The organism is Nocardiopsis sp. TNDT3, from assembly GCF_003427465.1.
Classification (GTDB): domain Bacteria; phylum Actinomycetota; class Actinomycetes; order Streptosporangiales; family Streptosporangiaceae; genus Nocardiopsis; species Nocardiopsis dassonvillei.
On the sequence record NZ_QPFC01000126.1, the window covers coordinates 1 to 4,693 of the forward strand.

Genomic DNA, 4,693 nt, shown 5'->3' on the forward strand with positions numbered 1-4,693 from the left:
GGACTGGGAACACCTGGAGACGGTGCACGTGCCCGACGCCCTGCCCGCGGCGCCGCCGCCCCTGGGCGACCTGCGCCGTCCGGTCCGCCTGGAGGAGGGCCTCTACGTCGCGGGCGACCACCGCGACACGCCCTCGCTCCAGGGCGCCCTGGTCAGCGGGGGGCGGGCCGCCGCCGCGGTCCTGGCCGACCTCGCCGGGCGGTGATCACGGCGGCGGAGCGGCGCACGGGTCGCTGAGGAACGCCCCGGCCGTGACGCGCACGCGGAACGGACCCGCGCCCCTCAGGTGGCCAGGATCTGCGGCGAGACCGTCTTGAGCATCGCGTCGGCCCAGCTCATCTGCCGCAGCGACTGCGGGTGGCACCGCTTGGTGAGCGCCAGCAGCTCCGCGTCCGCGGTCACCTGCGCGCCCTGCCCGAGCAGGTCCCAGTCCAGGGACACACCCGCCGCCATGCGGTACAGCCGACGCAGGTCCGCCAGGAGCAGCAGGTCGGGGTCGGAGCCGTCCCCCGGCAGCTCGCCCGCCTCCTCGGTGGGCGGGTCCGGGTTCTCCGGTTCCGGCTCCCCGAGGTCCAGGCCGTAGCGGGCACCGGCCTCGGAGATCTCCCGCACGTGCTCGCGCGACCAGCGGACCAGGTCCCGGGCCACGTGGTGGATCTCCTGCTCCTCCTCGTGCCGCTCGGCGATCCTGAGCAGTTCCCCGGCCAGGGCGCTCTCGGCGTCGTGCAGTTCGCGCAGGGCCACGGTGATCCTCATCGCGCACCTCCGGTGACGTGTTCCCCGGAGGCGGCGTCGGGGCCGCCCACGGTCTCGGGCACCCCGTCGCCGACCGGCCGGGACGCGGTCGTCGTCGGCGCGGGCGCCGGTGCGCCGTCCCCGCGGCCGAGGGGACGCAGCCGGGCCGCCGCGGTCTTGAACAGGGGCTGTTTGGACACCGGGTCCCAGTCGGTGACGGTCGTCTCGTTGGCCGCCCGGTCCCGGTCGGGGGAGCCGCCGTCGGCGTGCCTGTCCCAGTAGCCGTAGTGGAACGGGACGAACAGCACCCCGGGGCGGATGCCGCTGATCCGCGCCCGCGCCCGGACCACCCCGCGCGGCGAGGCCACCTCGACGGGATCGCCCTCGCAGATCCCGGCCTCCCGGGCGTCGGAGGGGGAGACCTCCACCCAGACCTCGGGGGCCGCCCGTTGCAACTGGGGTGAGCGCCCGGTCTTGGTGCGCGTGTGGAAGTGGTAGAGCGTGCGGCCGGTGATGAGCGCGAAGGGGTACTCCCCGCTCGGCTCCTCGTGCGGCGGCAGGTACTCGGCGGCCTTGATGATCGCCCGGCCCTCGGGGTTCATCGCCTTGTACTCGGTCGGCTCCAGCGGCGCCCCGGTGACCAGGTCGCGGCCGTAGCTCTCGCACTGGTCGGGCGCAGCCCAGAACCGGCCGTCGGCGTACAGGCGCTCGGTGCCGTCCGGGTTCTGGTCGTTGCAGGGCCACTGCACGCCGCTGCCGCCGCGCAGCCTGCCGTAGGTGAGGCCGGTGTAGTCGCACGGCCGTCCGGCGGTGGCCTCCTTCCACGCCTCGAAGGCCGACTCGGGGTCGTGCCACTGGGGGAACGGCGCACCGTCGTTGTCGCGGAAGTCCATCCGCCGGGCGTAGTCCAGGAAGATGTCCAGGTCCGACCGTGCCTCGCCGGGCGGCTCGACGGCCTTGTCGGACAGGTGGACGGTGCGGTCGGTGTTGGTGAACGTGCCCGTCTTCTCGCCCCAGGTCGCGGCGGGCAGCACCACGTCGGCGAGTTCGGCCGTCTCGGTCAGGAAGATGTCCTGCACCACCAGGAACAGCCCCTCCCGGGCGAGCACCGAGCGGATCCGCGCCAGCTCGGGCAGCGACACCGCCGGGTTGGTGGCGCTGACCCACAGGAACCGGATCGACCCCTTCTCGGCGTACCGCATGATCTGCATCGCGTGCGTGGGCGGCGCGTAGTGCGGGATCCGCATCGGGTCGAGGTTCCACACCGCGGCGAGGTCGCTGATGTGCTCGTCGTTGCTCCAGTTGCGAAAGCCCGTGAGGTCGCCGTCGGCGCCGCACTCGCGCGTGTTCTCCGCCGTGGGCTGCCCGTTCATCTGGAGGACGCCCGCGCCCGGCCTGCCGAGCATGCCGCGGACCAGGTGGATGTTGTTGACCTGCACGGACGCGGCGGTCGCCTGGTGCGACTGGTAGAAGCCCTGGAGCACGGTCGACAACAGCCGCTCGGCGTCGCCCAGGAGCGCGGCGGCCTCGCGGATCCGCTCCGCCGGGACCCCGCAGATCCCGGCCGCGCGCTCGGGCGGGTATCCCTCCACCTCCGCGACCAGGGAGTCGTAGCCGACCGTGTGGGCCTCGACGTAGTCGTGGTCGACCATGTCCCGCCGGATGATCTCGTGCAGGATGCCGTTCATCAGCGCGACGTTGGTCCCCGGCAGCGGGGCCAGGTGCAGCGTCGCCTCGCGCGCCACCGGGGTCGGGCGGGGGTCGACGCACAGGATCCGGGGCGGTTTGGGCCCGGCCAACCGGTCGAGCACGCGCGTCCACAGCACCGTCTGGGTCTCGGCCATGTTGTGGCCGTAGAGGGCGATGACGTCGGCGTGGTCGATGTCGGTGTAGGAGCCGGGCTGTCCGTCGCAGCCGAACGACTCCTTGAGCGCGGCGGCGGCGGTGGCCGTGCACAGCCGGGTGTTGCCGTCCATGTGGTTGGTGCCGATGGCGCCGTGCCCGATGGCGGCGAGCGTGTAGTACTCCTCCAGGAAGAGCTGTCCGCTGGTGTAGAAGCCGATCGCGCTCGGGCCCTGCTCGTCGAGCAGTTCCCCGCTGCGCCGCACGACCAGGTCCATCGCGGTGTCCCAGTCGGTCTCGACCAGCTCGCCGTCCCGGCGCACCAGGGGCCGGGTGAGCCGGTCGGGTGAGTGGTTGGCCTGCCACCCGTAGAGGTCCTTGGGGCCCAGGCGCCCGTGGTTGACCCGGTCGCCCTCGCGGCCCCGCACCCCCACGATCCGGTCGTCCTTGACCGCGATGTCGAGCGCGTCGCCGTTGGAGTGCAGGATCGACGCGGACCGCACCCAGCGGTCCACCTGGCCGGGGTCCACCCCCTCGGCCAGGTGGCTGTCCACTCTGGTCGGCCATTCCTGGCCGGGCCCGTACGGGGTGCGCGACCCCCATGGTTCGGCGATCCTGTCCCTGGACGGCACCGACACCACCCCTTCCCGTGCGGCCGAAACGCGTGAACGCCGCTACCCGGGGCGCAAACGCGTAAACGGCGCGGGATCCGGCCCCGCCCCGGCCGTGGCCGGAGGGGCAGACGGTGGCTCACCGGGTTGCTCATCAGGTGGATCACTGAAGCGGTAACGAGCAACCCAGTGAGCCAGACCCGGTGTCGGGGAAACAGGCGTGCGTCAGGACGTCCCGGTCGCGGCCAGGGGAAAAGGTCCGGCAGGTCCCGCCCGGCCCCGGCTCAGGGCAGGTGCACCATCCCGGCGATCCGACCGGCCGCCTCCCGCACGGCGGCGCCGAAGGGGGCGGGGTCGTCCAGCTCCAGGAGTGAGACGCCGACGCTGGCCACCGGATCGGAACTCCTCCCGACCACCGCCGCCGACACCCCGGTCACCGCGTTGGTCACCTCGGCGTGGGAGACGGCGTAGCCCCGCTCGCGGGCCAGGGCGACCTCCTCGCGCTCCCCGGGCCGGGGAGGCATGGCCGCGAGCAGGGCCAGCCCGGCCGACCCCTTGTCGATGGGATCGACCCGCCCGGTCCGGAAGGCGATGTGGGCCGTGGCCCGGCGCGGTTCCACCACCATCAGGGCGCGCGCCTCATCCTCGCCCTCGGGGACGACGAGGTGCGCGGTGGCCCCCTGCGACTCGGCCAGCTCGGCCAGGACCGGACCGGCGACCTGGCGCAGGTCCGCCTCCACCGACTCGGCCAGCGCGACCAGCCCCGGCCCCAGGGTGATGCGCTTGAAGGGACCGCGTTTGCACAGCCGGTGCTCCTCCAGCGTGCGCACCAGCCGGTGGGCGACCGTGCGGTGCACGCCCACCCCCTCGGCGATCTCGGTGAGCGACAGTCCGTGCGGACTGCGGCTGAGCAGCTCCAACACCTCGATCCCGTTGTGCAGGGTCTTGGACGTGCGGGTGTTGGGCCTGTCGGCCGGTGTCTCGGGCATCTGGCTCCTCTCGCACCGCGAAGATACACCTCCCGCCTCTTGACGCAGGTGATGTGTGACACATACGTTAAGCCTTAATTGCACACCTAGTGCGATTATCGCACACATGGGGGGAAGGTCATGGACGGTTCGCTGGTCACCGGCATCCACCAGCTCTACGCGCGCCAGTCCCACCTGATCGACGGCGGCCACGCCGACGCCTGGGCCCGGACCTTCACCCCCGACGGCGAGTTCCACTCGCCGACCTATCCCGCGCCGGTCGTGGGGCGCGACCGCCTGCGGGCCTTCGCCGAGGACTTCGCGCACGCGGCCCGGGAGGCGGGCGAGGTGCGCCGCCACGTGGTCACCAACCTCTTCGTGGAGTCCGCGGACACCACACAGGCGCAGGTCAGCGCCTATCTTCAGGTCATCGGCACCCGTGTGACGGGCGACACCGCAATCCTGAGGTTCACCACCGTCAGCGACCGGCTGGTCCGCGACGGGCAGGACTGGCGCATCGCGCGCCGGGACGTCCGG

Annotated in this window: 5 protein-coding genes; 2 read left to right on the forward strand and 3 right to left on the reverse strand. The window is 72.9% G+C overall.

All coding sequences use genetic code 11. From position 1 onward, the window contains the following. A partial coding sequence (locus tag DQW06_RS03480) for an FAD-dependent oxidoreductase (RefSeq protein ID WP_198662369.1) occupies window positions 1-205 on the forward strand: 205 nt, incomplete at its 5' end. A gap of 77 nt (window positions 206-282) precedes the next feature. Here DQW06_RS03480 and DQW06_RS03485 read toward each other — a convergent pair. The 3 genes from DQW06_RS03485 to DQW06_RS03495 form a co-directional block, all read right to left on the reverse strand. Then, a complete protein-coding gene (locus tag DQW06_RS03485) occupies window positions 283-756 on the reverse strand; it encodes a hypothetical protein (protein ID WP_013155656.1) in 474 nt (157 codons plus the stop codon). After that, the gene (locus DQW06_RS03490; protein WP_198662370.1) at window positions 753-3,131 is read right to left on the reverse strand and encodes a molybdopterin oxidoreductase family protein; all 2,379 of its coding nucleotides are present in this window, start codon (window positions 3,129-3,131) and stop codon (window positions 753-755) included. Before DQW06_RS03490 ends, DQW06_RS03485 begins: the two co-directional genes overlap by 4 nt. Window positions 3,132-3,472: 341 nt before the next feature. After that, window positions 3,473-4,177 carry an IclR family transcriptional regulator gene (locus DQW06_RS03495; RefSeq protein WP_013155654.1) on the reverse strand — a complete coding sequence of 235 codons (705 nt, stop codon included), beginning with the start codon at window positions 4,175-4,177 and terminating at the stop codon, window positions 3,473-3,475. Between the two features lie 120 nt (window positions 4,178-4,297). Here DQW06_RS03495 and DQW06_RS03500 point away from each other — a divergent pair. After that, window positions 4,298-4,693: nuclear transport factor 2 family protein (locus DQW06_RS03500; protein WP_157983334.1), on the forward strand; the 396-nt coding region annotated here is incomplete at its 3' end.